Below are 25,531 nucleotides of genomic sequence, written 5' to 3'. Positions count from 1 at the left end.
GGACACCGACCGCCAATGTTGAAACGCATCTTTCTCGGGCTGCTGCTGGCAATCGTCTTGCTGGTGGCCGCCGTGGCGGTCAAGACCTGGACCACGCCATCGCAGCAACTGGCGGTGGCGCCCGCACCCAAGCTGGACATCGACCTGCAGGCAGCAGCCAAGCGGCTGTCCACGGCAATCACGTTCCGCACGGTGTCGGGCATGGACGACCCGGCCGCCAACGCGGCCGAGTTCGACAAGCTGCATGCCTACCTCGAACAGCAGTTCCCCAAAGTCCACGCCACCTTGAAGAAGGAAGTCGTGGGCAACAAGGCGCTGCTCTATACATGGACCGGCACGGACCCTTCGGGCAAGCCCATTGCGCTGATGGCGCACCAGGACATGGTGCCCATCGCTCCGGGCACCGAGAAGGCGTGGACGGTCGACCCCTTCAGCGGCGAGATCAAGGACGGCTTCATCTGGGGCCGCGGCACGCTCGACAACAAGAGCAATCTCTTCGCGCAGATGGAAGCCATCGAGCTTCTCATCGGCAGCGGCTTCAAGCCGAAGCAGACCGTCTACCTCGTGATGGGCGACGACGAGGAAGTGAGCGGCCTGCGCGGTGCGCTGCCGATTGCCGAACTGCTCAAGTCGCGCAACGTGCGCCTTGACTGGGTGCTCGACGAAGGCCTGCTGGTGCTCGACGGCGTGCTCCCGGGCCTCTCCAAGCCCGCGGCGCTCATCGGCCTGGCCGAAAAGGGCTACGGCACTTTCTTCCTGTCGCTCGACACCGCGCCCGGCCATTCGTCGATGCCGCCGCAGCACAGCGCCATCGGCAGCATGAGCGCGGCGCTGGCACGGCTCGAAGCCAGCCCGATGCCCGGTGGCATCACGGGTGTGGCCGGCCAGATGTTCGGTGCGCTGGCGCCCGAGATGAGCGGCGTCAACCGCGTGATGTTGTCCAACCTGTGGCTCACCGAGCCGCTGGTGCTGGGCCAGCTCGAAAAGAGCCCGAGCAGCAACGCCATGCTGCGCACGACCACGGCACTGACCATCGTGCGCGCCGGCAACAAGGACAACGTGCTGCCCGGCCGCGCCGAGGCTGCCGTCAACTTCCGCATCCTGCCGGGCGACACCATCGCGAGTGTCGAGGCGCATCTTCGCAAGGCCCTGGCCAACGACGACATCAAGATCAAGCAGTACCCCGGCAATTCGGAGCCTTCGCCCGTGTCGCCGACCGACAGCACCGGCTACCGCTCGATCCAGCAGGCCGTGCGCCAGACTTTCCCCGACGCCGTCGTGGCCCCCGGCCTGATGACCGCCGCCACCGACTCGCGCCACTTCAGCCTCGTGAGCGACGCCGTCTTCCGCTTCTCGCCGTTCCGGGTGAAGGGCGAAGACCTGGCGCGCTTCCACGGCAACAACGAACGCCTGGCCGTCTCCAACTACGGCGAGATGATCGGCTTCTATCACCAGCTCCTGAGCAACACCAACGCTGCTCCGGCGCCATGACGACCAACCTCTTTCCCTTCCATCTTCAAAGGACCTCACCATGACCAGCGCCGTCATTGTTTCCACCGCCCGCACGCCGCTCGCGAAGAGCTGGAAGGGTGCCTTCAACATGACGCACGGCGCCACGCTCGGCGGCCACGCAGTGCAACACGCCATCTCGCGCGCCGGCATCGAAGCCGCTGCGGTCGATGACGTCATCATGGGTTGCGCCACGCCCGAAGGCGCCACCGGCTCCAACATCGCACGCCAGATCGCGCTGCGCGCCGGCTGCCCGGTCACCACATCGGGCATGACCATCAACCGTTTCTGCTCCTCGGGCCTGCAGACCATTGCCACCGCCGCGCAACGCATCATTGCGGGCGAAGGCGAGGTGTATGTGGCCGGCGGCGTCGAGAGCATCTCGTGCGTGCAGAACGAAGCCAACAAGCATATGCTGGCCGACCCCTGGCTCGTGAAGAACAAGCCAGAGATCTACTGGAACATGCTGCAGACGGCCGAGCAGGTCGCCAAGCGCTACAACATCGGCCGCGACGCCATGGACGAATACGGCGCGGCGAGCCAGCAGCGCGCCACCGCCGCGCTCGAAGCCGGCCGCTTCAAGGAAGAAATTGCACCGATCACCGTGCTGGCCGGCGTGGCCGACCCGGTGATGGGCCTGCGCACCAAGGAAGTCACCATCGAGAACGATGAAGGCATCCGCGCCGGCACCACCAAGGAAGGCATCAGCGGCATCCGCCCGGCCATTCCCGGCGGCCTGATCTCGGCCGGCAATGCCAGCCAGTTCTCTGACGGCGGCGGCGCCTGCGTGCTGGTCGACGAGAAGTACGCGCAGCAAAAGGGCCTGAAGCCCATCGGCCGTTTCCTCGGCTTTGCCGTGGCCGGTTGCGAGCCCGACGAAATGGGCATCGGCCCGGTTTTCGCGATTCCCAAGGTGCTCAAGCGCCTGGGCCTGACGGTCAACGACATCGACCTGTGGGAGCTGAACGAAGCCTTCGCGGTGCAGGTGATCTACTGCCGCGACAAGCTCGGCATTCCGGCCGATCGCCTGAACGTGGACGGCGGCGCCATCGCCGTGGGCCACCCCTACGGTGTGAGCGGCCAGCGCCTGACGGGCCACGCGCTCATCGAAGGCAAGCGCCGCGGCGCCAAGAAGGTGCTGGTCACGATGTGCATCGGCGGCGGCATGGGCGCTGCGGGCGTCTTCGAGGTCTTGTAACCATGGCCGGCTTGGGCCATGACCAGGAGGTCTCGCCCGAAGCCGCTCTGGCCTACGGGCGCAGCGTGCTGGCGGCACAGCCGTTCAGCGCGCTGATCGGCGCGGAACTGCACGCGCTCTCGCCGGGCCAGGCCGAGCTTCAGTTGCCGCTCTCCGCGCAGTTGAAGCAGCAGAACGGTTTTGCTCACGGCGGCATCGTGAGCTACATGGCCGACAACGCGCTGACCTTTGCCGGCGGCGCCGCATTGCGCGTGCCGGTGGTGACTTCCGAATTCAAGATCAACTATGTGCGGCCGGCACTCGGCGAGCGCCTGGTCGCGCGCGCCAAGGCCGTGCACACCGGCAGTTCGCAAGCCGTCTGCACCTGCGAAGTATTCGCCGTGAATGGCGGCGTCGAGAAGCTCTGCGCGCTGGCGCAGGGCACCATCGCGACGCTGCCCGAACCCAAGAAATAGACGACCGAAGAGACGACCATCATGAGCCTGCGTTCCACCCTCGATTTCCTCCTGTACGACTGGCTCGACGCCGAAGCTCTCAACCAGCGCGAACGCTTTGCCGACCACTCGCGCGAAACCTTCGATGCGGTGCTCGACACCTGCGAGCGCATTGCGCGCGAGAAGTACGCGCCGTTCAACCGCACGGTCGACCTGCAGGAGCCGCATTTCGATGGCGAGAAGGTCATCTTGCCGAAGGCCACGCACGATGCGCACAAGGCTTTTGTCGAATCGGGAATGATGAGCGCCGCGCAGGACTACGACATCGGCGGCATGCAACTGCCGTACACGCTGTCCGCCGCGGCCAACAGCTTCTTCGCGATGGCTTCGGTGAGCATTGGCTCGAACATGCTCACGAGCGGCAACGCCAACCTGCTGATGGTGCACGGCACCGAGATGCAGAAAGAGGTGTTCGCCAAGAACGAATTTTCGGGCCGCTGGGCCGGCACCATGTGCCTGTCGGAGCCGCAGGCCGGTTCGTCGCTGAGCGACGTGGCCACGCGCGCCGTGCCCGATAGCGCCGATTTCCAGAACGACCCGCTGGGCCCGCGCTACCGCCTCACGGGCAACAAGATGTGGATCTCGTCCGGCGACCACGAGCTGACCGAGAACATCGTGCACATCGTGCTGGCCAAGATTCCGGACGAAAACGGCAAGCTGGTGCCGGGCACGCGCGGCATCTCGCTGTTCATCGTGCCCAAGCGCATGGTGGACACGAAGGGCGCACTGACCGGCGACCGCAACGACGTGGCGCTCGCGGGCCTGAACCACAAGCTGGGCTGGCGCGGCACCACCAACACGCTGCTGAACTTCGGCGAGGGCAAGTATCCGGTCGATGGCAAGGCGGGTGCTGTCGGCTACCTGGTCGGCGCTCCGGGCAAGGGCCTGCACTGCATGTTCCACATGATGAACGAGGCACGCATCGGCGTCGGCACAGCCGCCACCATGCTCGGCATGGCGGGCTATCACGCCTCGCTCGAATACGCCAAGAGCCGTCCGCAAGGCCGGCTGGTGAAGAAGCCGGAAGCAGCAGGGGCAGCCGTGGTCAAAGACTCGGCCGCGCCGCAGGTCCGCATCATCGAACACGCCGACGTGCGCCGCATGCTGCTCGCGCAGAAGGCGTATTGCGAAGGCGCGCTGGCGCTGGAGCTGTACTGCGCCAAGCTGGTCGACGAACAGAAGACGGGGCAGGCGCAATCGGCCGACGATGCACGCCTGCTGCTCGAAGTGCTCACGCCCATCGCCAAGAGCTGGCCGAGCGAGTGGTGCCTGGAAGCCAATTCGCTCGCGATCCAGGTGCACGGCGGCTACGGCTACACGCGCGACTTTCCGGTGGAGCAGTACTGGCGCGACAACCGCCTGAACATGATCCACGAGGGCACGCACGGCATCCAGGCGGCCGACCTGCTGGGCCGCAAGGTGCTGATGGAAAAGGGCCGTGGCCTGCAACTGCTGGCCGGCCGCATCACCGCCACCATCGCCCGCGCGGCCAAGGTGCCGGCGCTGGCGGCCAACGCCAAGGCGCTGGGCGCCGCGCTGCAGCGCATCGGCAGCGCCACCGAGGCCGCATGGTCCACCGGCGACCCGGCCGACGCGCTGGCCAACGCCGTGCCGTACATGCAGGCGTTCGGCCACACGGTGCTGGCCTGGATCTGGCTGGACGTGGCGCAGCGCGCCCTGGAGATCGACAGCGAAAAGGCGAGAGCGGTAACAGCTGGCAAGATTGGCGCGACGGACTACTTCTTCCACTACGAGCTGCCGAAAATCGGTGCCTGGCTCAACGTGGTCGAAAGCCGCGACCCGACCTGTACCGCTTTGCCCGAGGACGCCTTCTGATGGCCACGACCAATTCGCCGACCCCCAACAACACGCCCGCCAAGCCACCGAAGCCGCATGCCCGGCTGGAGAAGTGGATCTGGATCCTGATCTACGGCGGACTGTTCGTCGTCATTCTCGGAATTTCCACCGGCCGCACCGACCCCGTGCTGGGTTGGTCGATGGCGGTGCCCGGCGCGCTGGTCACGCTGGTGGGCTTCGTGCTCATCTACGTGCGATCGCGCCTCAACGACAAATAAGCCAACAAAGGACCGTCATGCTCAAGCACATCGTGATGTGGAAGTTCAAGGAACACGCCGAAGGCACCGACAAGGCCACCAACCTGCTGAAAGCCAAGGCGCTGCTCGACGCCTGCGCCAAGCTGTCGCCCGGCACCCATCTGTTCGAGGTGGTCATTGCCCAGCCCGGCCTGGAAGCGACCTACGACCTGATCCTGAACTCGGAATTCACCGACGCCGCCGCGCTCGCGGCCTATGCGGACCATCCGCAGCACGTGGCGCTGAAACCCTTCATTGGCGCCGTGCGCGAAGCCCGCCAATGCATGGACTACGTGATCTGAGCCAGACAGACTGACATCCCACACCGGAGACACTCCATGACCCCCCGCACCGTTCAAAAACTCTTCGACCTCACCGGCAAGACTGCCCTCATCACCGGCGGCTCGCGCGGCCTGGGCCTGCAGATGGCGCATGCGCTCGGCGAAGCCGGCGCGAAAATCATGCTGAGTTCGCGCAAGGCCGACGATCTGGAGCAGGCCGCCGCCGAGCTGCAGGCCGCCGGCATCGACGCGCGCTGGATCGCCGCCGATTGCTCGAAGGAAGAAGACACCCGCCGCCTGGCCGACGAGACGCTGGAGCGCATGGGCGCGGTCGACATCCTGATCAACAACGCCGGCGCGAGCTGGGGTTCGCCGGCCGAAAGCCATCCGGTCGAGGCGTGGGACAAGGTGATGAACCTGAACGTGCGCGGTTATTTCATCCTGTCGCAGCAGATCGCCAACGGCTACATGATCCCGAAGAAGACGGGCCGCATCATCAACATCGCCTCGATCGCGGGTCTGAACGGCAATGGTCCGGAGATGCAGACGCTGGCCTACAACACCTCGAAGACGGCGGTGATCGGCTTCACGAAGACGCTGGCGGCCGAATGGGGCAAGTACGGCATCAACGTGAACGCGATCTGCCCGGGTTTCTTCATGACGAAGATGGCGGCGGGGCTGATCAAGTCTCTGGGTGAGGACAAGATGGCCGCCGCTGCGCCGTTGGGCCGTCTCGGTGACGAAGAAGACCTGAAGGGCATCACGCTGCTGTACGCGAGCGATGCCGGCAAGCACATTACCGGTCAGTGGCTGGCTGTCGACGGTGGCGTCAGCGTGGTTCTTGGCGCCTAGATGAACACTTGCCATTCGCTTCTTCGCATTGCGGGGAGGTGCGTGGCTGCTGTTGTTCGTTCAGGGCGACGCACACGCCGACACGGTGCTCTTTTTCGCGAATGTCCCCCGCTTCGCTCCTCCTTTATTTCGCGAAAAAGAGCCCCGTATCGACGTGAGCGCTCAGAGCGGTTGTTGATCGCAGGATCACCAGCAGCGTGCCCATGTGCGAATGACGCCGGGTGCTCCCCGCAGCGAAATAAAGGAGGAGCGAAGCGGGGGACATTCGCGGAGGGGAGCTCCCGGTGTCATTCGCACGTACCCCGAATGAACCCGAACCCGCCCCAAACAGCAGCGCCCCAAAAAAGCAAAACACAAGCAACCTAACAAGCAGAGTAAAGAACCAAGATGTCTTCCCCCGATTCCAGCGACATCAACATTCGCTCTTACACGAGCCAGATCCCGTTCGCCCGCCACCTGGGCTTTGAACTCACGAAGTTCGAGAACGGTGAGTCCGAAATCATCTACACCGCCAAGCCCGAGCACCTGAACACCTTCGACGTGACGCACGGCGGCGCCTGCATGACGCTGCTCGACATCACCATGGCCGCGGCGGCGCGTAGCGTTTCGCCCGAAACCGGCGTCGTCACCATCGAGATGAAGACCAGCTTCATGCAGCCGTCGGTCGGCCCGCTGCATGCGCGCGGCACCCTGATCCATCGCACCGCCACGCTGGCCTTTACCGAAGCCAAGATCTACGACGAGCACGAACGCGTGTGCGCCCATGCCACCGGCACCTTCAAGTACGTGAAGCGCCGCTTGCCCACAGGCCCCACCAGCGTCAACGAGATGCGTCCGCCTTCCACCGACTGATTCCTTTCCGGAGACATCCATGCCCACGAACCAACAGATCCACCTCGACAACCGCCCCGATGGCGAAGCCGTTGCCAGCAACTTCAAGCTGGTGACTGCCGAGACACCCGCACTGCAAGACAACCAGGTGCTGGTGCGCCACCACTACATGAGCCTCGACCCGTACATGCGCGGCCGCATGAATGACGCCAAGAGCTATGCGCAACCGCAACCGCTCGGCGCCGTGATGCAGGGTGGCACCGTGGGCGAAGTGATCGAGAGCAAGCACCCCAAGTACGCCGTCGGCGACAAGGTCGTCGGCTTCGGCGGCTGGCAGGAATACAGCGTGGTCGATGCTTCGCAACCCGGCGCGCTGAAGAAGGTCGACACCACGCACGTGGCGCTGTCGCACTACCTTGGCGCGGTCGGCATGCCGGGCGTCACGGCCTGGTATGGGCTCGTGAAGATCATTGCGCCCAAGGCCGGTGAAACCGTGGTCATCACGGCCGCCAGCGGCGCGGTCGGCAGCGCTTTCGGTGCGCTGGCCAAGGCGCGCGGTTGCCGCGTGGTCGGCATTGCGGGTGGACCGGACAAGTGCAAGTACGTGACCGATGAACTCGGCTTCGACGCATGCATCGACTACCGCCAGCACCCCGACGTGAAGAGCATGAGCGCCGCGCTCAAGGAAGCCTGCCCGAAGGGCATCGACGGCTACTTTGAAAACGTCGGCGGCTACATCTTCGACGCCGTGCTGCTGCGCTGCAACGCCTTCGCGCGTGTTGCGCTGTGCGGAATGATCGCGGGCTACGACGGCCAGCCGCTACCGCTCGCGAACCCGGCGCTGATCCTCATCAACCGCATGAGGATCGAAGGCTTCATCGTCAGCGAGCACATGGAAGTGTGGCCCGAGGCGCTGACCGAACTGGGCACGCTGGTTGCCACCGGCAAGCTCAAGCCGCGCGAGTCGGTGGCGCAGGGCATCGCGTCCGCCCCTGAAGCCTTCCTGGGTTTGCTCAAGGGCAAGAATTTTGGCAAACAGTTGGTCAAGCTGATCTGAATGAACTGAACGCACGGCAAGGAGGCCGGTTATGCGCGCCGCGCCGGGCCGCCCCAAACAAGCGCGCACCGCAGTGCAGAGCACGGAGGTATTCGAATGAACTCGACGCACGAGGTGTTCAACCAGCCCGCACCGCTGGTGGACTACAACCTCTTCGACACCAACCGGCCTTTGCGCGATGCGTTGAAGTTCAACGCGCCCGCATTGCAGCTTGCGCAGTTGCAGGAACTGGGTGCGACCCTGGGCTCGGCCGACATGCAGATGCATGCGCGCCTTGCCAACATCCACACGCCTGAGCTGCACACGCACGACCGCTTCGGGCGGCGTATCGACACGGTGGAGTTTCATCCGAGCTACCACGCGCTGATGACGGCCGCCGTGGGCGCGGGGCTGCATGGCACGCCGTGGACCGGCACGTCGGCCTCGCCGCACGTGCTGCGTGCGGCCGGCTTCATGCTCTTCACCGAGCTGGAGCCTTCGATTCTTTGCCCGATCTCGATGAGCTACGCGGTCACGCCCGCGCTGCGCGGCAACGCGGCCGTGTATGCCGACTGGGGCCCCAAGCTCGGCAGCCTCTGGTATGACCCCGCGCTGAAATCGCTCAAAGAGAAGCCCGGCGTGACCATGGGCATGGGCATGACCGAGAAGCAGGGCGGCTCCGACGTTCGCGCCAACACCACGAGCGCCGTGCGCGATGGCAGCGACGCCTGGGGCGAGCGCTATGCCATCACTGGCCACAAGTGGTTCTTCTCGGCGCCGATGTGCGATGCCTTCCTGGTGCTGGCGCAGGCGCCCGCCGGGTTGAGCTGCTTCTTTCTTCCGCGCGTGCTGCCCGACGGCACGCACAACGCCATCCACATCCAGCGCCTGAAGGACAAGCTCGGCAACAAGGCGAATGCGAGTTCCGAGGTCGAGTTCCACGGAGCCACCGCCTGGCTGGTGGGTGAAGAGGGACGCGGCATTCCGCAGATCCTGGAGATGGGCACCATGACGCGGCTCGACTGCGCGCTCGGCACCAGCGGCCTGATGCGGCAGGCCTTGAGCATCGCCCTCAACCACGCCAGCCAGCGCAGCGCCTTCGGCAAGCCGCTGATCGAACAGCCGCTCATGAAGAACGTGCTGGCCGACCTGGCGCTCGAAAGCGAAGCCTCGACCGCGCTCGCGATCCGCCTTGCGCGCGCCTTCGATCACCCGAACGAGGAACACGAACGGCTGATGGCACGCTTGCTCACGCCGGTCGCCAAGTTCTGGATCTGCAAGCGAGGCAGCCACTTCGCACAGGAAGCCATGGAATGCCTCGGCGGCAATGGCTATGTGGAAGAGGGCGGCGAAGGCATCATGGCGCGCATCTACCGCGAGATGCCGCTCAACTCCATCTGGGAAGGCGCCGGCAACATCATGGCGCTCGATCTGCTGCGTGGTTTGCGCAAGGGCGATGCGGTGGCAGGCCTGACGAAAGAGCTGGCCCCGGCGCGCGGCCAGCATGCCGCGCTGGACCGCCTGGCCGACGCCTTGCCCGCGCGCATCGAGGCGATGGCCTCCGAGGTCGAGGCGCGTCGTCTGGCACAGGATGTGGCCCTCGCGGTGCAGGCTGCATTGCTCGTTCAGACCGCACCGGCCGCAGTCTTCACCGCCTTCTGCGACTCGCGCCTTGGCGGCGACTGGGGGCAGACCTTCGGCACGCTCGGCGCGGGCACCGATTTCGATTCGATCCTCCAGCGCGCACAACCTCGTTGATGCGCGCTGAACACAAGCAAAAGCAAGCACCCCACAGGAAACAACACATGGCCGACCTGATCCTTCACCACTACACCACCTCGCCGTTCTCCGAGAAAGTGCGGCTCATCCTCGGCGCCAAGAAGCTGCCGTGGAAGTCGGTCTTCATTCCGCCGATCATGCCCAAGCCCGACGTGGAGACACTCACCGGCGGCTACCGCAAGACGCCGTTCCTGCAGATCGGCGCCGACATGTACTGCGACAGCGCGCTCATCGCCGACGTGCTGGAGCACCTGCAGCCCGAACCCACGCTCTACCCTGAGCCTGAAAAAGGCATGTCGCGCATCCTCGCGCAGTGGGCCGACACCACGCTGTTCTGGGCCGCGATGGCCTGGAACCTGCAGCCCAAGGGCGCTGCCGAAGTGTTTGCCAAGGCGCCGCCAGAAGCGGCCAAGGCCTTCGGCGAAGACCGCGGCAAGATGAGCGCCGGCAACATGACGCGCCTGCGTCCGGCCGATGCCACCAGCGCCTACAAGTCGTACCTGCGCCGCCTGTCGGACATGCTCGACGACAAGCCTTTTCTGTTGGGCGAGTTCCCCTGCATTGCCGACTTCTCGGTCTACCACCCGCTCTGGTATACGCGCCGCATCGAGTCGGTGAAAAGCATCCTCGACCTCACGCCCGCGGTGGTCGACTGGATGGACCGCATGGCCGCCATCGGCCACGGCACGCCCGAGAAATTCTCGGCCGACGAAGCCATCGCCGCCGCCAAGGCCGCGACGCCGCACACGCTGCTGACCGACAGCACCTTCCAGGACGACCACGGCATTCCGCTGGGCAGCGCCGTCACCGTGCGCGCCGAGAGCTTCGGCCTCGAAGAGACGCCGGGCACGCTGGTTGCCGCCACGCGCACGCACTACACGCTGGCGCGCACCGGCGACCGCACGGGCACGCTGCATGTGCACTTTCCACGCATCGGTTACGTGCTGAAGAAGGCCGAGGCCTGACGAGGCGTGACCGAAAACGAGGCGCAGGGCGGGCACCTTCGCGACTGCGCCCGCGCGCTTTCCGTATTTCAATAGCGGCTCCAACGTCAGAGACATTCAACACAAGGACACCGGCAAATGATTCAGGACTTCAAGGGCAAGACCGCTGTACTCACCGGCGCCGGTTCGGGTTTCGGCCTCGAATGCGCGCGCATCGGCGCCGCCCGCGGCATGAACCTCGTGCTGGTCGATGTGCAGCAGGATGCACTCGACAAGGCCAAGGCCGAGATGGAAGCTGCCGGCGCCCAGGTGCTGGCACGCAAGGTCGATGTGTCCGACGCGGCGCAGATGGAAGCGCTGGCCGCCGCTGTCAAGGAACGCTTCGGCGCGCCGCACTTCGTATTCAACAACGCCGGCGTGGGCGCGGGCGGCCTGGTGTGGGAAAACACCGTCGCCGACTGGGAATGGGTGCTGGGCGTCGACCTGTGGGGCGTGATCCACGGCGTGCGCCTGTTCACGCCGATGATGCTCGAGGCGGCTGCCAAAGACCCGAGCTATCGCGGCCACATCACCAACACCGCCAGCATGGCCGGCTTGCTCACGCCGCCCAACATGGGCATCTACAACGCGGCCAAGGCTGCGGTGGTGAGCCTCACCGAGACCATGTACCAGGACCTGAACCTCGTGACCGACCAGATCGGCGCGAGCCTGCTGTGCCCGTACTTCGTGCCCACCGGCATCACGAGCAGCGAGCGCAATCGCCCGAACGCGCCCAAGGACAGCGAGCTGACCAAGAGCCAGCTCATCGGCCAGGCCATGAGCAACAAGGCCGTGAGCAGCGGCAAGATCACCGCCGCCGAAGTGGCGGCCAAGGTGTTCGACGCGATCACGGCCAACCAGTTCTACGTGTTCAGCCACCCCAAGGCGCTGGGCAATGTGCGCAGCCGCATGGAGAACATCGTGTCGGTCACCAACCCGGCCGATCCGTTCCTGGAGCGGCCCGAGATCGGGCAGAAGCTGCGTGAGCAGCTTCGCTCGGCCTGAACCTGAGCCACACCGCGCCGTGCGCGGCGCGGTTCAGTTGTAGCTGACGGTCAGCATCGCGCTGGCCACGCGGCCGGCCGGCGGTTTGCCTTGCGGCTTGATCGACAGCGTGCCGCCATCGAGGCCCACATGCTGCCCGCCCGCCGGATCGAACGCGTTCTGCCGGCCCTTGGCGTCGGTGAATGCAGTGGCCACGGACATGCCACCGAGCGCATCGACGCGAACCCTGGCGCTGGGTCGATCCACCCATTGCCGCAGGAACACCACCTCGGTGGTGTTGCCCGCAACCACGCGATGCGTGACTGCGGGTGCTTTGGCGACGACCTGCATTTCATACGGAGCGGCGACGATCTCGCCCGTGAAATGAATCGTGCCATCCGCGGCGTTGGCGCCCAACGATGCCGCACCCATAGACAAGAATCCCAATGTCGCGAACACGCGCGAACGAAGGTCATGCTTGGTCATTTCAGTCCCTCTTTTCTTGAACCGCTTATTCACTCCCTGACATTGCATGGGTATGCGTCAAAGATGAAATCACAACGCAAGCGCTGGGACAAGCGGCATTTCCATTGCGCCATCGTGCCCATTCGTCGTGTTGCGAATTGCCCGCGCACTGTTATCGGAAATTACAGTTCAGGCGCTTGCGGATGTTTGCAATGCACGCACCAGCGCGTCGACGCGAACAAGCGCGGTGGCCATCGATTGATCGAGAAGGTCGCCATGGTCTTCCGCATGCTCGACGGCCACGCTGTGAATTTCGGCGAGCCCGAGCAGCGCAAGCGGGCTGGCAATGCCCGGCGTCAGCAGATCCAGGTGCGCCTGAAAACCGCCGGGACCATAGCCGTTGCTGCCGCACGAAGTCAGCAGCACCGTGCGACGCGTGCGCTCGGCCAGCAACGGCACGTACGGGTTGTCGAGGCTGCGATCGAAATTGAAGGTGGCGCCGACGCGCACGACGTTGTCGATCCATGACTTCAACTGCGCCGGCATGCCGAAGTTGTACATGGGCACGCCGATCACCAGCAGGTCGGCCTGGCGGATCTCTGCAATCAGCGCATCGCTTTCCGCCAGCACACCATGCATCCAGGGCGCGCGCAGCTCCGCGGGTGTGTAGCCCGCCTCGATCCATTCGCCGGTGACCACGCCGGGCGGCTTCGCGCCGATGTCGCGGTAGATCACTTCGTCGTGCGGGCGTTCGGTCTTCCAGGTCGAGACGAAGCGATGGCTCAGGCGGCGCGAGTGCGAGCCATGCGCGATGGTGCCCGAAAGGCCGGGGCGGGCGCTGGCGTCGATGTGGAGCAGGGTGGTCATGGCGGGGTCCTCGGTTGGGCTGATGGAGTGAATGGAATTCATCTGATTGCTTGACACGGATTGCAATTTATCCAAGCATCACGGCCGCCACAAACGACGATTTCTTTGCCTTGCTGAAAAATTGATTCATCCATGGCCAACCTGCATTCACTGCCCCCGCTGGCGGCGCTGCGCGCCTTCGAGGCCGCTGCGCGGCATTGCAGCGCCAAGCTCGCGGCCAACGAGTTGTCGGTCACGCCCACTGCCATCAGCCATCAGGTGCGGCAGCTCGAAGAATCGCTGGGCGTGCAGCTTTTCATTCGGCAGCCAAGGCAACTGGTGCTCACGCCGCAGGGCAGGGAACTGCAGGCGGTGTTGAGCGAATCTTTCAACGCCATGTCGAATGCCGTCGCGCGGCTGCGTGCGCCGCCCGCGCGACAGGCCATCACACTGTCGACCACGCCAGCCGTCGCGGCACGCTGGCTGCTGCCGCGCGTGGGCACCTTGCGTGCGTTGCATCCCAAGCTCGACCTGCGCATTCACGCATCGCACGAGGCCGTGGCGCTGGACGGCATCACGGCCGACATCGCCATCCGCTATGGCAAGGGCCAGTGGCCGGGCCTGGTGGCCGAAAAGCTGTTCGACAACACATTTGCGCCGGCCTGCAGCCCCGCGCTCAAGCTGCGCCGCCGCAGCGACCTGACGAAGCACACGCTGCTGCATTTCGCGGTGCCCGGCAGCAAGACCCAGCCGGGCACATGGGCCGCGTGGCAGCAAGAGGCGCAAGTGCCGAGCCTCGATGTGTCCGCCGGGCCGGTGTTCTCCGACGAAACGCACACCGTGTCGGCCGCGCTGCAAGGGCAGGGCGTGGCGTTGATGGGCTTGGCGCTGATCACGGACGAGTTGCGCGCGGGCAATCTGGTGCAGCCTTTTGGGCCAGTGCTGCCCGGTCTGCCGTTCTATCTGGTGTGTCTGGAGGCCCGACGTTCAGAACCGGCGGTTGCTGCGGTGTTCGAGTGGGTGAGGGGGTTGTCGCCGTTGGGCGCGGCTGCCCAGGCCCCGCGCTCTATCGCGGCACGAGGCGGTTGAGCGCCTTGACCGCAGCCACGGCGGGAACCACCACGAACGCATAGGCCGCGCTTCGCAGGGCCTTCGACTTCTCGACCCGCCGCGCAAGGGCAGGGCCATGCGTCCAGTACCAGGCAATGAAGGCACGGCCGACAGAAAAACGGGCGAGGCGTTCATCCCTGAAAACTCGCAGCAGCACGACCGACGGATGTGCCGCATCGCCCATCGTCGCGGTCATGACAAAGCACTTCTTGCCAGCGCGCTGCACCATGGGATATTGATAGCCGGGCTTGAATACCGCCAGCTTTGCGCTGTAGGCCTCCATGGTTTCGCGCAGCTTCTTTTCGTGCGCGTCGTCCACGGCATAGAAGTCCCCGCCAGAGCTGCCGACGTACACGCCCTCGATGTTGCTCCTGCAAAGCTCAATCATGAACTCGATGATTTCCGTGTCGTCGGGCGCGCGCTCGTGCGCGATTTTTCCAACCGCTAAGTACTGCGCGCACTGGCGCAGGTAGCTCTCCCATTCGGGCAACGACGGGTACGTTCGCAACTCTTCTTGCGCCGCAACGTAGAGCGGAAACACCACCGTCTTGACCTTCGCGACCATGCTCTTCAGCAGGTCGGGCTGGCGTTCAGGCACGGCGGCCTTGCGCGCGTTGTCCAACGCCACGATCATTTCCTGCAGCCGAAGGTTGTCGGGCTGGGTGTACAGGCCCAGGGCATCTGCCTTGCCGAGCCAAGCCTCCACGTCATTCGGATCGATTTCCAGGGCTCGATTGAAATAGTCGCAGGCCTCCTCGTAGTTGCCTGCGGCAATCGCCGCTTCGGCAAGCCGCTTGAGATTCGCGCCGTTGGCCGGAGCCGCTTGCTCGGGTTGACCCAACTGGACGTAGTGAGCGGGCCTGACCGGCTCGCGAACCATGATGTTGGTCCCGCAGTACTCGCATTTCACGAAGTCCCGCTCCTGCGGAATCTGGAGGGTTCCTGAACACTGGGGGCACACTGCGGCGACAAAAGTCATCGGGATTCGAATGGGTTGAGAAAAGGCGGGGCCGGACCGGCCGTGGAATGTAGCAAACGACGCGAGCCGCGTCAGTCTGCGGTCAGGCAGGCCGCAGGATAAAGCTGCGATGTCTTCGACAACAGCGCGCTACGGTGAGGTCAGTTCCATCCTGGAGCGGCGCTTTCACGTGGCCCGTGTGTCAGTCACGCCCTCGACACCGTTGAACGATCTCGGGCTCGATTCGCTCACCGTTCTGGAGTTCGTGTGCGCGGCCGAGAACATGTTCAAGCTGCGCATTCCCGTGGACAAGCTCGGCGTCGGCGGTGCAAGCGATCCGCTGACCTTGCAGGGCCTGTGCGAACTGCTCGACGCGCAGGCTCATGTCGCTGCTGTGAGGTAGCCGGCATCTGCTACGAAGCGGCGCCTTCGCCCGGAGTCTCGAATCCGCGCTGCAGTAGCAGTGCCGACAGCCGCGTGCAGGTTGGCCCGTCCGATGCACCCAGCACCACGGAGATCAGGCGCCGCCCGTCGCGCTGTGCAGTCGCGATCAGGTGTGCGCCACCGCCGGGCAACGCGCCGGCCTGAAGGCCATCGACATTCGCTACCTGTTCCAGCAGCGCCGCTTCCGGAACGTCGCTGAGGCGAGCCGTTCCGGCCACCTGGAACACCGATGAAAAGCCCTGCAACACGTGGCGCGCCATCGTGAGCATGTCGACAGCCGTGGTGCGGGCTGCCGCCTGAAGCCCCGTGGGACAGGCGAAGTGCGTGTCGGTCATGCCCCATGCCTGTGCCTGCCGGTTCATGGCCGAGACGAAAGCCGCCGGGCTTTCGCTGTGCCACGACGCAAGCGCAAGAGCGTCCTTGCGGGACGACGCGATCAACGCGGCCTCCAGCAACCGCTGCACCGGTTGCGACGTGGCGGCCGTGAGCAGTGCGTCGGAAGAGTCATCGCCGACAGCAACCGGCACGGGTTCGGCATGCCGGTCCAGGCGCTCGGCATGGAGTTTCTGTTCGACCAGAACCGCCGTCATCAGCAAAGACAGCGCGGCGGGCGCGAAGGGATGGCTGGCGGGTTGGTGGGTCAGCAACCTGTCGTGCGTCATGTCGTACAGGACCCAACTGGGCGTGGCCGGTTCCGTGGCGGCGGATGCGCCGGAACGACGGATCACGGCGGCGGGCGGCAGTGGCATGGGCGCAATGGCCACCGGCGCCGATGCAGCCGGTTGCTGCCGCTTCTGCGCTTCCTGCCGCCGGGTCAGCGTACGCACAATCTGCCAGAGCCGCATGCCGTTGGAACTCTTGAGCAGCACGAGGTCGCCGGAGCCGATCGCATCGAGCAGCGTGCGTTCGAGCGCATCGAGCGATTCGCTCGCATGCACGGTCGAGGTCGGCGGCAAGGCGGCTGCGATGCGGTCCCGCTGCCTGCTCATGAAGGTGCCCAGCAGGAAGACGAGCGCGGGCTCGCACTGCGCGATCGGTTCCACGAGCGCCTCGTGGTAGCGGCTCGTGTCGTCGCCCAGCTCCAGCATATCGCCGAGCACCAGGATCTTGCGGCCGTTGCTGCGCGGTTCGTCGGCCATCGAGGCCAGCGCCGCGGTCATCGACAACGGGTTGGCGTTGTAGGACTCGTCGATGACCCGGAAGTGTTTGTCGTCCAGCGCAAACGGCAAGACCTGCCCGCGCCCCTGCACGGCGGCGAACGACGCGAGCTGCGCGCAGACCTGGCTGTCGTCCAGCGCCAATGCATGCGTCACTGCAAAGCACACGAGGCTGTTGACGGCCATGTGCCGGCCTTTGGCGCCCAGCGCGTACTCAAAATGCCGGCCGGCATGGCTGGCCCTGATCCTGCCGGAAGCCGGGTCGTGCGCTTCCAGCCGGAAGTCGGCCGCGGCGGTTGTGCCGTAAGTCAGCACCTTCAGCGAGCGTGCCTGCGCGCGTGCCATCAGGTAGTCGAAGTACTCGGTGTCGGTGCACAGCACGGCCCACGCGCCGGGGTGCATGCCCTCGAACACGTTTGCCTTGCGTCGCGCGACGTCTTCCACGGTTTCTCCGTCGTCCAGGTGCGAGGCCGTGATGTTCGTGATGACGGCCAGGTCGGGCCGCACCAGCTTCACGTGCTGGAAGTCCTGCGCGTTGATGGCGCTGACGGCAATTTCCAGGATCACCAGGTCGGTCTGCGCAGGCACGCACGCCAGCATGGCGAGCACGCCCACACGCGAGTTGTAGTTCTGGATGGTGGCGAAGCGGCTGTGCGATGCAGAGAAGGCGTGATCGAGCATGTGGCACACGGAGGTCTTGCCCGCACTGCCGGTGATGGCGATCACGTGGCCTTGCAGCCGCTGGCGCGCGGCCACGCCCATCTCGACCAGCGACTGGATCGGGTCGTCGACCAGCAGCACGGGGAAGTCCGGCGCGAGTCCCGCGATCGGCCTGCGGAGCGCGGCGCCCACCAGTTGGGGCTGCATGCGCACGATCTCGTCGGACCAGTCCCAGTTGCGCTCGTGCGCGTTGTCGGAAAAACGCTCGTGGATGGCCAGCGTCCAGTAGTCGGAGGCCACAAAAAGCGCGGGCAGCGGCAGGTCTGCCGTCAGCGCCTCGCCGCGCGACACGGAGCGCACGAACCATCCGGGCGGCGGTGCCACCAGCCAGGTGCCGCCTGTGACGGCCGCCAGTTGCGCGGCGTTCCATGTCTGCCTGGGCTCACCCGGCAGATCGGGTGGCAAGGCCTCGGGCGGGAACACGCGATAGCGCGGCATCGGCGGAAACACCTTGGGTGGCGCCGGCGTCGGCTTGTCGGCATGGACGGTGAAGTCCACGAACAACTGCAGCCGCTCGCGTTCCACCTGCGCGGTCGCGGTGACGAGGCCGACTTCGATCTGCAGCTCGACGTCGTACAGCGGTGCGGCCGGTGGCCGCAGGCGGTGAACGTCGCGGTAGATCAGGCCGGGCTGCCAGCGGCTGGTGGGCCACGTCCAGTCGCACGGGTCGTGATCGGTCGACAGGCCCCAGGCCGGCGCGTCGACACAGGTGAAGGGAAAGGCGCAGATGTCGAGGCGCCAGTCGATGCCGGTGGGCTGGTCGAGTTGCCAGAAGGTCTCGACCGTCACGCTGCCGCGCCCGGTGAGCCGATCGGGCGTGACCCGCGCACCGAGCAGGCGAAGCGGGCCCAGCGGCACCGGCGATTCGAGCCGCGCCGCGCGGGGCACTTCGTTCGCGAGCCATTCTTCTTGTGGTTGTGTGGCCGCACGGATCGCATCCGGGTGGTGCCCCCTTCGCGGAAGAAGCGGCAACGACACCGGCTTGCGGTAGGGCGGTTGCAGGTCGATGAAGCACTGGCCGGTGGCGGCGAGCTTGAACGCCGAACCGAGGGCCTGGCTTTTCTGGAGGAATCGGCTGGCGGCCGCCGCAGCCTGCGGGCCTTCGAGCTGCACTGTCTGGCCGAAGCCCAGGCGCAGGGGTGTGAACACCACGCGCTGCACGCCGCTGTTGCCCAACTGAAGCGAGAACACGCCGCTCTCGCCTTCGTCGTGCATCGTGTCGCGCAGAAGGTCGCCGGCGCCGTGGACGATGGGCCGGTCGCGGTAGATCTCGACGCCTTGTTGCCCCCGGGTTGCGGTGCCAAGGACCGCATCGGCCCCGGCATCGATCAGCGCGCGGCCGATGGCCGTCCGGTCCGCATCGGAATTCGCTGGCGTGCCGTCGCTGCCCCAATGCACTGCCACCAGCACCACGTGCGCCTGCAGGCGTGCTGCGGCCATGCGAGGTGCCAAGCATGCCGTCCACGCAGTCGGCGAAGACGGCGGCAGGTACGCGTTGCCAGCGCTCGCCTCGCCGGCCGCGAGCTTCGGTGCGGCGGCGTCGAGCGAGAACAGTGCGACGTTCAGATGGCCCGCGCGGCGCAGGACGGGTTGCAGCGCTGCTTCCAGCGTCGGCCCCGAACCGGCGTGGCCGATGCCGGCCGCGTTGAGCAGGGCCGTCTGGTGCCCACGGGCTTTGTCGTCACCGCTGTGGCGATTGGCCGTGGCGATCACGTCGATGCCTGCCTCGCCGAGAAGGCGCAGCATCTCGGGGCGCGCGTGGCGGCGGTCCGAACTGTCGTCGCCGCTCGCGGTGTCCTGCGGCCCATGCAATGACGACACCACGCAGGCCAGGCTGGCAATGCCGAGATCGGCCTGCGCCATCACCGGAACCCCGCCGAGCACGGCCGACCAGCCCAGCTCTTGCGTGCGATGGTGCTGCCGGCCACCCAGGTTGATGTCACCGCCCCAGGCGACCACCGGCCCGTCGGTGGGCGACAACAGGGTAGATGCAGCACCTTCGCCTGCATCGTCCGCTGTCGCCTGCAGAAACTTCAGGCAGGCCGCGCAGTCCCGAAGACCGCAGGCCACGTCCTCGATGTCCAACCGGAACCCCAAGGCCCGGTTGAAGAAGGCGCCGCGGACCCGTGCGGGGTCGGGGAAGAACATCGCCAGCTCGGGCCAGAAATGACTGTCGACCAGACGGTGCGCGCGCTCTTCCAGCGCCAGGCGCAGCCTGTGCCGGTCAAGCCCGGCAAGCAAGGGCCGCAGCACGGGATTCGCGGCCAGCCTCGACACCATGTCGAACGCGGCGATCAGCGGCATGGGTCCCGTCGGGACGGCGCTGGCGTCCAGCTGGGCCGCAAGGTGCTGCAGGCCGAACTGAAAGATCACTGGCTCGGGCCGGTAGCGGCTCAGCTCATTGATGCCGCTGGCCAGCCAGGGGTCATCGGTGCGCTTGTCGCCGGTGGCTATGAAGTGTTCGAAGAGCCGGCCGGCCGCGGTGAGCCAGCGGCGCTCGCCAGTCAGGCTGTAAAGGCGCAAGAGACCGAACCCGGTCAGGCCTTCGCTGCGGCTGGCGTCGTGTGTGTGCACGATGCCCAGCGCCAGTTGCGTCATCAATGCCAGGTGTGTGGTGTCGCCGGTTGACTTGGTGTAGGCGACCAGTGCGAGCAGGCAGGCCGCGTTGCCGTCGAACCGCGCCTGGCCACCGGGGCCGGCGAGACCGGCTGCGAGCGTGCCGTCTTGCAACGGCGTTGTCCGGATCAGTGTGGTGGTCAGGCGGGCGAGCGCGCGGTGCATGGCTGCCTTGTGGGCGTCCGCCTTTGTGAAAGCAGAGGCTTCCACCAGCGCATGAACGGCGTGCGCGTGGCGCAGCGCATCGAAAGCGAGGGCAGAAGGGGCGGCGTGGGGAACACCGCCATCATCGAACGTGCCGTCCGGTCGCACGCGTGCCGCGAGATGGTCGCTGCCGTCTGCGATGAGCTGGCGCAACTGCGGCGCGCTCCACCGGGACCGCGAGCGGTAGCCCGTTGCGGCCCCCTCGGCACCGAGCGGATGCACGCCTTCCGCATCCACCAGCACGGCGTGGGTACGGAAGCACCACACGGGCGCGGCGGCGTCGTCGGGAAAGGCGAGATCGATGCCGAAGCGGTGGCGGCCACAGGCATGCAGGTTCACGGGATGCGGTTGCGCATGCGTCGCGCCGGGTTCCTGGAGGATGGCGTGGCCGGCGATTTCCTGCGCAAGCAGCGCCACGTCGAACCGCGCGTCGAAGGCGACGCCTTCGCGAAAGCGAGGTGGCGGGTTTTGCGAGAGGCGGGTCTTGAGCTCGCCCCAGGTCAGCATCTGTACCTGGCTCACCACATCCACGCGCAGGCTTTGCAGCGGGTGTGAAGAGCGCGCGGCAACGAAGGCCTCCAGCGCCTGCGTGCCTTGCTGCCAGGCCGCCTCCAGGTCTTCGCCACGTGCCGCGTGCACGTGGGCGCGATCGACGCCGTTGTGCAGTGCGAAGAACACGACACAGCCGGCGGTGCCAGCCGGTGCAAAGGCCTGCGGCGATGCGCCGCGGGAAGTCGCCAGGCCCTGCCAAGCGCTGTCCAGAAGATCGCTGAGATTCACTGCGTTGATCCCGGTCTCCGCCCGGCTGCCATGGGCGTTGTTCTTTTAGGTGGCGGCAGTCTATCGTTTGGCTGCAAACCAAAGCATGAACCCCTAGATGCCTTGGTGTCTCTGGTGCCGCCCCAGCGCAGCCGATCAGCGCGGCTGCTGTTGCGTGGTGCAGTGAATGCCGCCGCCGCCTGCGGCGATGGCATCGATGTCGAGCTGCACCACCTCGCGCTTCGGAAACAGGTCCCGCAGCAGTGCGCGCGCGTTGGCATCGGCGCGCGCATCGCCGAACTGCGGGCCGATGACGGCGCCGTTGCACACGTAGAAGTTGATGTAGCCCGCCGCGAACTCGTCCGTCTCGAACGTGCTGCGCACTGTCTCGGGACCCTTGAGCACTTCCACGCGCAAGCGCTGGCCGCGTGCGTCGGTGGCCTGCTGCAAGATTTCCAGGTGGCGCCGGGTCACGGCGTGGTCGTAGGAGTCCGGGTCGTCGTCGACGCCTGCAACCACCACCCCCGGCGCGGCAAAGCGCGCATAGAAGTCGGTGTGCCCGTCGGTGATGTCGCGGCCCGCGATGCCGGGCAGCCAGATGATCTTGCGCAGGCCCAGCAGGCGCTTGAGTTCTGCTTCGCAGGCCTCCTTGCGCAAGCCGGGGTTGCGGTTGGCATTGAGCACGCAGCTCTCGGTGATGATGGCCGTGCCCGCGCCGTCGACCTCGATGCCGCCGCCTTCGAGCACGAGCCGCGTGCTCAGGCGTTGCCCTTTAGCGGTGTCGGTCACGTACTCGGCCACCTCGGCGTCGCGTGCATGGGCCTGCTTGCCGCCCCAGCCATTGAAGTTGAAGTCGATACCGGCCCATTCGCCGGCGGCATTGCGCACGAACACCGGCCCGGTGTCGCGCATCCAGAGATCGTCCACCGGCTGCACTTCGAGTTGCACGCGGTTGCCGCACAGCCTGGCTGCCAGGTCATGCTCCTGCTCGCGCACGAGCATGTGCACGGGCTCGAAGTCGGCGATGGTGCGGGCGATGGTGGCCAGGTGCTCGCGCGCCGGCTTCAGCAAGCGCCGTCCCCAGACTTTTTCGCTGGGGCCGAAAGACATCCAGGTGGCGCGGTGCGCATCGCCTTCGTCCGGCATGCGCCAGGTCTCGGGGGCGGCGGCAACCGAAGACGGCGCAGCGGCCCAACCCAGCGGCGCAAGGCTCAGTCCGTTCAGCAGGCGGCGGCGGGTCATTGAAAAGTGCATCTCTCGAAGCCGATCAGAACTTGGAAAGAGGGCAGCCTGGCGTTGGACATATGAGTTCAATGGATGGGGGCGCCGATGCGGGGAGCCGCTTGGCCGTTTGCGGATTCTGACTAGAATCGCCACTCCCTTGGGGAGTAGCCGGCTTCCGGACTTCGGAAGCGCTCACGTCAACATACTCGGTTCGCACCATGCGAGCCGTGGCGTGAGCAACCGACAGGTTGGCGAGACCAGCGGCGCATGAACACGGCATTGGCCGGCGGGTTCGTGCGCTGCGGCGTCTTGAACCGGCCTTTGCTACTACCCACCATGAACATTGCCTCCACGATCCTTCTTGCATTCGCCATGTCGACGGATGCTTTCGCCGCTGCTGTCGGCAAAGGCGCAGCACTTCGCAAACCCTCCTGGCGCGAGGCCTTGCGCACCGGCCTCATCTTCGGCGTCATCGAGGCGTTGACACCCGTCATCGGCTGGGCTGCCGGCCTGGCCGCCGCCAGCTATGTCGCCCGGTGGGACCACTGGATCGCGGTCACGCTGCTCAGCGTGCTGGGGCTGCGGATGATCTGGGCGGGCTTCGGCGCACCCGATGCGGTGGAAGACAAGCCCGAACGCAACTCCTTCTGGACACTCGCGGTGACCGGCTTCGCCACCAGCATCGACGCGATGGCCGTGGGCGTCGGGCTGGCCTTCATCAACGTCAACATCGCCTGGACTGCGCTGGCCATCGGCCTTGCCACCATGACGATGGTGACCATCGGTGTGATGGTCGGGCGCGTGCTGGGTGCGGTGATCGGCAAGCGCGCGGAAATCCTGGGCGGCCTGGTACTGATCGGCATCGGCTTCCTGATCCTGTACGAGCACCTGAACGGCCTGGCCTGAGGCGCTGAAAAAAATGGGCGCCCGGCGCCCATTTTGAACACCTAAGCACTAGCATCCGGGGCATAAGACAGACAAGGACCCCCCATGGAGACGTACCCGACCCTTCGCCAGGCCACAGGCGTTGCCCGCATTCTCAGCAAGCGCTCGTCTTGCACCATCGTGGTCTATCGCCAGGGAGATGAAAGGTTCGTGGCGGCGCATTCCGCCGACCGTGTCGATGGCACCATCGAAAGCGTGTACCGCGACGGGTACGTTGTGCCGACGCTCCTGAGCAAGACGACACGCTGACGCGTCAGCGGCCGTGGGGCGCGTCCCCCGCGGCCTGCATCGCGATCCACTCCCATACCGCACGAATCGCCGGCTCTTTCTCGCGTCCGCTCGCGGTGGCCAGAAAGTAGCTGCCCGTGTCGAGCGCAGGCCCGAACGGCTGCACCAGCGCACCGCTGCGCACTTCTTCCGCCGCCAGCGTGAGGCTCAACAGCGCCACGCCATGCCCGCCGAGCGCGGCGAGCATCGCGTGCGTCTCGTCTGAAAACGAAAGGCCCGAAGCCTTCAGCGCCCGGCCCCTCGGCGGCGTGATGCCGGCCTCGCGAAACCAGCGCGGCCACACCGCAGGCGCCAGTGCCTGCGGCTGCCAGTCGCAGTGGATCAACTGGTGCTTCGGCAGATCGCCCACGCGCGTGAGGCCCAGCATCGGACTGCACAGCGGCGCGTAGCGCTCGGGCATCAGCTCGCGCGACGCAAGGCCGGGCCAGTTGCCGCTGCCCGAGCGCACCGCGATGTCGGCGTCGCCCCTTGCAAGGTCGACCAGCGTGTCGCTCGCATGCAGCCGCAGCTCGACGCCAGGGCAGGCCTCGCGGAAAGCCACCATGCGCGGCAACACCCACCGCGCGGCAAACGCCGTGTTCGTGGTGAGCGTGACGGCCTGCGATGCGGCAGGGCGCCGCAGCTTGTCGACACCGGCTTCGAGCACGTCGAAGCCCATGCGCAGGTCGTCGAACAGCCGCTGGCCCGCAGGCGTGAGCGCCAGTTGCCGCGTCAGGCGCCGAAACAGCGGCTGCCCCAGCGTGTCTTCGAGCGCGCGCACCTGGTGGCTGATGGCAGAGGGCGTGACCGAGAGTTCGAGCGCCGCGCGCTGAAAGCTCCGGTGCGCGGCTGCAGCCTCGAAGGCGCGCAGCGACAGCAGCGGAGGCAGGCGCCGGGGCGGCCGGACAGATGAGCCAATCTCGTTCATGAGAGGAAAAATGATCGTTTGTGGATGGCCTTGATCATGCCTAGATTCAGGACCTGTGCAGCCATTCTGACTGCACAGGACAGAACAAACCGACTCATCCATCAAGACCATGACACTGAACCTTCTCCACATCGACGCCAGCGCCCGTGCGGGCCGTTCCGACATCGACCTCCACGGCTCGCACACGCGTCGCCTTTCCGCGCGCTTTGTCGAGCACTGGCGCAAGGCGCGGCCGGACGACCGCATCGACTACCTCGATGTCGGCCAGCAGCCGCCCGCGCACGTCACCGGCCGCTGGATCCATGCGGCCTTCACGCCGCCGGCCGAGCGCGAACCGTGGATGGCCGACGTGCTCGCCGAGAGCGACCGTCTGGTCGACCAGCTCATCGCCGCCGATGTCGTCGTGGTCGGCCTGCCGATGTACAACTTCGGCGCGCCGGCGCAGTTCAAGGCATGGATCGACAACATCGTGCGCGTGGGCCGCACCTTCGGTTTCGATCGTTCGCGCGGCGCCGTGCCTTACTGGCCGCTGCTGGCGGACGCGGGCAAGCGCGTGGTGCTGCTTGGGGCGCGCGGCGACCACGGCTACGACGCGGGCGGGCGCATCGCGCACCTGAATCACACCGAGAACAGCGTGCGCTCGGCCTTGGGTTACATCGGCATCACCGAGGTGTTCGAGGCTGCGGTGGAGTCGGACGAATTCGGCGGCGAACAGCTTGCGCAGTCGCTGTTGAAGGCGGAGGCCGGAGTCGATCGCCTCGTCGACGAACTCGGCGGTGCGACAGCAGGCAAGGCCAATGCGAACGCCGATGGCCAGCTCGTATGCTCGGACGACCCCCGATGAACTG

23 protein-coding genes and 1 riboswitch are annotated in these 25,531 nt (G+C 66.2%); of the genes, 17 read left to right on the top strand and 6 right to left on the bottom strand.

Translation table 11 applies throughout. The features are described from left to right. Positions 1 to 15: 15 nt before the first annotated feature. From H7F35_RS30325 to H7F35_RS30270, 12 genes are all read left to right on the top strand, one after another. Positions 16 to 1,491, top strand: a complete 1,476-nt coding sequence (locus H7F35_RS30325; RefSeq protein WP_187110202.1) for a M20 family peptidase — start codon at positions 16 to 18, stop codon at positions 1,489 to 1,491. Between the two features lie 40 nt (positions 1,492 to 1,531). After that, a complete protein-coding gene (locus tag H7F35_RS30320; protein ID WP_187110201.1) occupies positions 1,532 to 2,707 on the top strand; it encodes an acetyl-CoA C-acyltransferase in 1,176 nt (391 codons plus the stop codon). A gap of 2 nt (positions 2,708 to 2,709) precedes the next feature. Next, positions 2,710 to 3,162 carry a PaaI family thioesterase gene (locus H7F35_RS30315; protein WP_187110200.1) on the top strand — a complete coding sequence of 151 codons (453 nt, stop codon included), beginning with the start codon at positions 2,710 to 2,712 and terminating at the stop codon, positions 3,160 to 3,162. A gap of 21 nt (positions 3,163 to 3,183) precedes the next feature. Further along, positions 3,184 to 5,037 carry an acyl-CoA dehydrogenase gene (locus H7F35_RS30310; RefSeq protein ID WP_187110199.1) on the top strand — a complete coding sequence of 618 codons (1,854 nt, stop codon included), beginning with the start codon at positions 3,184 to 3,186 and terminating at the stop codon, positions 5,035 to 5,037. Next, positions 5,037 to 5,276 (top strand): hypothetical protein, encoded by a 240-nt coding sequence (locus H7F35_RS30305; RefSeq protein WP_187110198.1) that lies wholly within the window; start codon positions 5,037 to 5,039, stop codon positions 5,274 to 5,276. The genes H7F35_RS30310 and H7F35_RS30305 overlap by 1 nt, the downstream gene beginning before the upstream one ends. Positions 5,277 to 5,293: 17 nt before the next feature. After that, a complete protein-coding gene (locus H7F35_RS30300) occupies positions 5,294 to 5,596 on the top strand; it encodes a Dabb family protein (protein WP_187110197.1) in 303 nt (100 codons plus the stop codon). 36 nt (positions 5,597 to 5,632) lie between these two features. Continuing rightward, a complete protein-coding gene (locus H7F35_RS30295; RefSeq protein ID WP_187110196.1) occupies positions 5,633 to 6,427 on the top strand; it encodes an SDR family oxidoreductase in 795 nt (264 codons plus the stop codon). 387 nt (positions 6,428 to 6,814) lie between these two features. Next, positions 6,815 to 7,279 (top strand): PaaI family thioesterase, encoded by a 465-nt coding sequence (locus H7F35_RS30290; RefSeq protein WP_187110195.1) that lies wholly within the window; start codon positions 6,815 to 6,817, stop codon positions 7,277 to 7,279. Between the two features lie 19 nt (positions 7,280 to 7,298). Beyond that, positions 7,299 to 8,315, top strand: a complete 1,017-nt coding sequence (locus H7F35_RS30285) for an NADP-dependent oxidoreductase (RefSeq protein ID WP_187110194.1) — start codon at positions 7,299 to 7,301, stop codon at positions 8,313 to 8,315. A gap of 96 nt (positions 8,316 to 8,411) precedes the next feature. After that, positions 8,412 to 10,052, top strand: coding sequence for an isovaleryl-CoA dehydrogenase (locus H7F35_RS30280; protein WP_187110193.1), 1,641 nt, complete (start codon positions 8,412 to 8,414; stop codon positions 10,050 to 10,052). A 47-nt stretch (positions 10,053 to 10,099) separates the two neighbouring features. Then, entirely contained in the window at positions 10,100 to 11,038 is a 939-nt protein-coding gene (locus H7F35_RS30275) for a glutathione S-transferase family protein (protein WP_187110192.1), read from the top strand. 117 nt (positions 11,039 to 11,155) lie between these two features. Then, positions 11,156 to 12,061, top strand: coding sequence for an SDR family oxidoreductase (locus tag H7F35_RS30270; protein WP_187110191.1), 906 nt, complete (start codon positions 11,156 to 11,158; stop codon positions 12,059 to 12,061). A gap of 33 nt (positions 12,062 to 12,094) precedes the next feature. On the opposite strand, the gene H7F35_RS30265 is transcribed toward H7F35_RS30270, so the two are convergent. Both H7F35_RS30265 and H7F35_RS30260 read right to left on the bottom strand, forming a co-directional pair. Further along, positions 12,095 to 12,526, bottom strand: coding sequence for a hypothetical protein (locus tag H7F35_RS30265; RefSeq protein ID WP_187110190.1), 432 nt, complete (start codon positions 12,524 to 12,526; stop codon positions 12,095 to 12,097). 168 nt (positions 12,527 to 12,694) lie between these two features. Then, positions 12,695 to 13,372 (bottom strand): FMN-dependent NADH-azoreductase, encoded by a 678-nt coding sequence (locus H7F35_RS30260; RefSeq protein WP_187110189.1) that lies wholly within the window; start codon positions 13,370 to 13,372, stop codon positions 12,695 to 12,697. 132 nt (positions 13,373 to 13,504) lie between these two features. Here H7F35_RS30260 and H7F35_RS30255 point away from each other — a divergent pair, with 132 nt between their 5' ends. Further along, entirely contained in the window at positions 13,505 to 14,440 is a 936-nt protein-coding gene (locus H7F35_RS30255) for a LysR substrate-binding domain-containing protein (protein WP_187110188.1), read from the top strand. Here H7F35_RS30255 and H7F35_RS30250 read toward each other — a convergent pair. Then, complete coding sequence (locus H7F35_RS30250; protein ID WP_187110187.1) at positions 14,418 to 15,440, bottom strand: CFI-box-CTERM domain-containing protein; 1,023 nt, start codon at positions 15,438 to 15,440, stop codon at positions 14,418 to 14,420. The two genes, H7F35_RS30255 and H7F35_RS30250, sit on opposite strands and share 23 nt — an antisense overlap. Before the next feature lie 109 nt (positions 15,441 to 15,549). On the opposite strand from H7F35_RS30250, the gene H7F35_RS30245 reads away from it, so the two are divergent. Beyond that, positions 15,550 to 15,822 (top strand): acyl carrier protein, encoded by a 273-nt coding sequence (locus H7F35_RS30245; protein WP_187110186.1) that lies wholly within the window; start codon positions 15,550 to 15,552, stop codon positions 15,820 to 15,822. A gap of 10 nt (positions 15,823 to 15,832) precedes the next feature. Here H7F35_RS30245 and H7F35_RS30240 read toward each other — a convergent pair whose 3' ends face one another. Both H7F35_RS30240 and H7F35_RS30235 read right to left on the bottom strand, forming a co-directional pair. Further along, positions 15,833 to 21,340 (bottom strand): Mur ligase family protein, encoded by a 5,508-nt coding sequence (locus H7F35_RS30240; protein ID WP_187110185.1) that lies wholly within the window; start codon positions 21,338 to 21,340, stop codon positions 15,833 to 15,835. A gap of 135 nt (positions 21,341 to 21,475) precedes the next feature. Next, positions 21,476 to 22,561 (bottom strand): agmatine/peptidylarginine deiminase, encoded by a 1,086-nt coding sequence (locus H7F35_RS30235; protein ID WP_410010741.1) that lies wholly within the window; start codon positions 22,559 to 22,561, stop codon positions 21,476 to 21,478. Positions 22,562 to 22,697: 136 nt separating this feature from the next. Beyond that, positions 22,698 to 22,867: riboswitch (yybP-ykoY riboswitch) on the top strand. A 12-nt stretch (positions 22,868 to 22,879) separates the two neighbouring features. On the opposite strand from H7F35_RS30235, the gene mntP reads away from it, so the two are divergent. Together mntP and H7F35_RS30225 are read left to right on the top strand one after the other, a co-directional pair. Then, a complete protein-coding gene (gene mntP, locus H7F35_RS30230; protein WP_187110183.1) occupies positions 22,880 to 23,449 on the top strand; it encodes a manganese efflux pump MntP in 570 nt (189 codons plus the stop codon). An 84-nt stretch (positions 23,450 to 23,533) separates the two neighbouring features. Continuing rightward, complete coding sequence (locus H7F35_RS30225; protein ID WP_187110182.1) at positions 23,534 to 23,737, top strand: hypothetical protein; 204 nt, start codon at positions 23,534 to 23,536, stop codon at positions 23,735 to 23,737. Between the two features lie 4 nt (positions 23,738 to 23,741). On the opposite strand, the gene H7F35_RS30220 is transcribed toward H7F35_RS30225, so the two are convergent. Continuing rightward, the gene (locus H7F35_RS30220) at positions 23,742 to 24,683 is read right to left on the bottom strand and encodes a LysR substrate-binding domain-containing protein (RefSeq protein WP_187110181.1); all 942 of its coding nucleotides are present in this window, start codon (positions 24,681 to 24,683) and stop codon (positions 23,742 to 23,744) included. Positions 24,684 to 24,792: 109 nt separating this feature from the next. Between H7F35_RS30220 and H7F35_RS30215 the strand changes: the two genes are divergently transcribed. Beyond that, on the top strand, positions 24,793 to 25,527 hold the full coding sequence (locus tag H7F35_RS30215) for an FMN-dependent NADH-azoreductase (RefSeq protein WP_261803418.1): 735 nt from the start codon (positions 24,793 to 24,795) through the stop codon (positions 25,525 to 25,527). Positions 25,528 to 25,531 lie beyond the last annotated feature (4 nt).

It is taken from the genome of Variovorax sp. PAMC26660 (assembly GCF_014302995.1).
GTDB lineage: Bacteria > Pseudomonadota > Gammaproteobacteria > Burkholderiales > Burkholderiaceae_C > Variovorax.
The sequence above is the reverse complement of the archived record's forward strand: the minus strand, read 5'-3'. Positions and strand labels throughout refer to the sequence as shown.

What these genes read in the sequence shown, in the direction of transcription:
- H7F35_RS30270 (WP_187110191.1), top strand. Translation starts at nt 11,156, where the DNA reads ATGATTCAGGACTTCAAGGGCAAGACCGCTGTACTCACCGGCGCCGGT.
- H7F35_RS30265 (WP_187110190.1), bottom strand. Translation starts at nt 12,526, where the DNA reads ATGACCAAGCATGACCTTCGTTCGCGCGTGTTCGCGACATTGGGATTC.
- H7F35_RS30250 (WP_187110187.1), bottom strand. Translation starts at nt 15,440, where the DNA reads ATGACTTTTGTCGCCGCAGTGTGCCCCCAGTGTTCAGGAACCCTCCAG.
- mntP (WP_187110183.1), top strand. Translation starts at nt 22,880, where the DNA reads ATGAACATTGCCTCCACGATCCTTCTTGCATTCGCCATGTCGACGGAT.
- H7F35_RS30225 (WP_187110182.1), top strand. Translation starts at nt 23,534, where the DNA reads ATGGAGACGTACCCGACCCTTCGCCAGGCCACAGGCGTTGCCCGCATT.
- H7F35_RS30285 (WP_187110194.1), top strand. Translation starts at nt 7,299, where the DNA reads ATGCCCACGAACCAACAGATCCACCTCGACAACCGCCCCGATGGCGAA.
- H7F35_RS30280 (WP_187110193.1), top strand. Translation starts at nt 8,412, where the DNA reads ATGAACTCGACGCACGAGGTGTTCAACCAGCCCGCACCGCTGGTGGAC.
- H7F35_RS30300 (WP_187110197.1), top strand. Translation starts at nt 5,294, where the DNA reads ATGCTCAAGCACATCGTGATGTGGAAGTTCAAGGAACACGCCGAAGGC.
- H7F35_RS30245 (WP_187110186.1), top strand. Translation starts at nt 15,550, where the DNA reads ATGTCTTCGACAACAGCGCGCTACGGTGAGGTCAGTTCCATCCTGGAG.
- H7F35_RS30290 (WP_187110195.1), top strand. Translation starts at nt 6,815, where the DNA reads ATGTCTTCCCCCGATTCCAGCGACATCAACATTCGCTCTTACACGAGC.
- H7F35_RS30260 (WP_187110189.1), bottom strand. Translation starts at nt 13,372, where the DNA reads ATGACCACCCTGCTCCACATCGACGCCAGCGCCCGCCCCGGCCTTTCG.
- H7F35_RS30215 (WP_261803418.1), top strand. Translation starts at nt 24,793, where the DNA reads ATGACACTGAACCTTCTCCACATCGACGCCAGCGCCCGTGCGGGCCGT.
- H7F35_RS30220 (WP_187110181.1), bottom strand. Translation starts at nt 24,683, where the DNA reads ATGAACGAGATTGGCTCATCTGTCCGGCCGCCCCGGCGCCTGCCTCCG.
- H7F35_RS30235 (WP_410010741.1), bottom strand. Translation starts at nt 22,561, where the DNA reads ATGACCCGCCGCCGCCTGCTGAACGGACTGAGCCTTGCGCCGCTGGGT.
- H7F35_RS30320 (WP_187110201.1), top strand. Translation starts at nt 1,532, where the DNA reads ATGACCAGCGCCGTCATTGTTTCCACCGCCCGCACGCCGCTCGCGAAG.
- H7F35_RS30255 (WP_187110188.1), top strand. Translation starts at nt 13,505, where the DNA reads ATGGCCAACCTGCATTCACTGCCCCCGCTGGCGGCGCTGCGCGCCTTC.
- H7F35_RS30305 (WP_187110198.1), top strand. Translation starts at nt 5,037, where the DNA reads ATGGCCACGACCAATTCGCCGACCCCCAACAACACGCCCGCCAAGCCA.
- H7F35_RS30325 (WP_187110202.1), top strand. Translation starts at nt 16, where the DNA reads ATGTTGAAACGCATCTTTCTCGGGCTGCTGCTGGCAATCGTCTTGCTG.
- H7F35_RS30295 (WP_187110196.1), top strand. Translation starts at nt 5,633, where the DNA reads ATGACCCCCCGCACCGTTCAAAAACTCTTCGACCTCACCGGCAAGACT.
- H7F35_RS30315 (WP_187110200.1), top strand. Translation starts at nt 2,710, where the DNA reads ATGGCCGGCTTGGGCCATGACCAGGAGGTCTCGCCCGAAGCCGCTCTG.
- H7F35_RS30310 (WP_187110199.1), top strand. Translation starts at nt 3,184, where the DNA reads ATGAGCCTGCGTTCCACCCTCGATTTCCTCCTGTACGACTGGCTCGAC.
- H7F35_RS30275 (WP_187110192.1), top strand. Translation starts at nt 10,100, where the DNA reads ATGGCCGACCTGATCCTTCACCACTACACCACCTCGCCGTTCTCCGAG.